General features: G+C 69.0%; 1 protein-coding gene. It reads left to right on the forward strand.

Annotated elements, in window-relative coordinates:
• Positions 1-397 precede the first annotated feature (397 nt).
• Positions 398-1,156 carry an ABC transporter permease gene (locus BN2279_RS09750; RefSeq protein WP_059008314.1) on the forward strand — a complete coding sequence of 253 codons (759 nt, stop codon included), beginning with the start codon at positions 398-400 and terminating at the stop codon, positions 1,154-1,156.
• Positions 1,157-1,202 lie beyond the last annotated feature (46 nt).

The raw sequence follows: 1,202 nt of genomic DNA on the forward strand, positions 1-1,202 counted from the left end.
GAACAGATTCTCGCTGAACATGATCTTGCTAAACAATCTGGCATTGACTTTTAGCACGCTGTTGAGTTCTCAAGGAACGGACGCTTCCTTCAGATCCCTCTCAGGATCCCCCGGGCGCTTCCCTTCGGTGTTCCCGACTCTACCACGCTCGATTTCTCGAACTTCCGTAGCTCCGGGAGCAGTTGCTTACTACCGTAGAGGATTCCGCCGGTCGAGCCAAATCGACCTCGGGAGTCCGTATTCCGGGCAGCTCGAAGGAGGTTACGGACCGGCCCCAGCAGTGTCAAGTTGAGGTCTTCCGCAGGTCACCGGGGTGTCGGCGCCGCGAAAACCGGTGGCCGGAGTCGCGGGGGCGTCGCTACGCTCTCCCGCTCCGGCGGACGGGAGGGAGCGCGCGATGCGGCGGGGGTCGGGGCTGTACCGGGCCGTCGCGGTCAGTGGCTTCCGGCGTTACGCGACCTACCGGCTGGCGACCGCGGCCGGGGTTTTCACCAATACCGTCTTCGGCTTCATCCTGGCCTACACCTTCGTCGCCCTCTGGTCCGGACGCCCCGGGCTCGGCGGCTACGACCGCGCGGAGGCGCTCACGTTCGTCTGGCTCGGCCAAGCGCTGCTCGCCTCGGTGTCGCTGCTGGGCGGCGGGTTCGAGGAGGAGTTGCAGGAGCGCATCCGCACCGGGGACATCGCCATCGACCTGTACCGGCCCGTCGATCTCCAGATGTGGTGGCTGGCGGCCGATCTAGGGCGCGCGGCCTTCCAGTTGCTGGGGCGGGGCGTGGTGCCGCTCGCGGTGGGCGCGGTGGCGTTCGAGCTGGCGCTGCCCACGGGTCCGGGGCGGTGGGTGGTTTTCCTGGGCTCCGTGGTGCTGGCGGTGGTGGTCAGCTTCGCCCTGCGGTTCCTGGTGGCGCTTGTCGCGTTCTGGCTGCTGGACGGGTCGGGGGTGAACATGCTGAGCACGCTGCTGGGCATCTTCTTCTCCGGCATGCTCCTGCCGCTGACGCTGTTCCCCGGCGCGTTCGGCGAGGTGGCGTTGCTGTTGCCCTGGTCGGCGCTGCTCCAGGTGCCGGCGGATGTGCTGCTGGGGCGGCACGAGGGGCTGGGGCGGGGGGGGGGGGGGGCGCGCCGGGCGGGGGGGGGGGGGGGCTGGCTGTTATGAACATCTGGCGCTGCCGGCGGAGGGGGGGGTGGAGGCGTGGGGTGGG

Source organism: Streptomyces specialis, from assembly GCF_001493375.1.
Taxonomy (GTDB): Bacteria; Actinomycetota; Actinomycetes; order Streptomycetales; family Streptomycetaceae; genus Streptomyces; species Streptomyces specialis.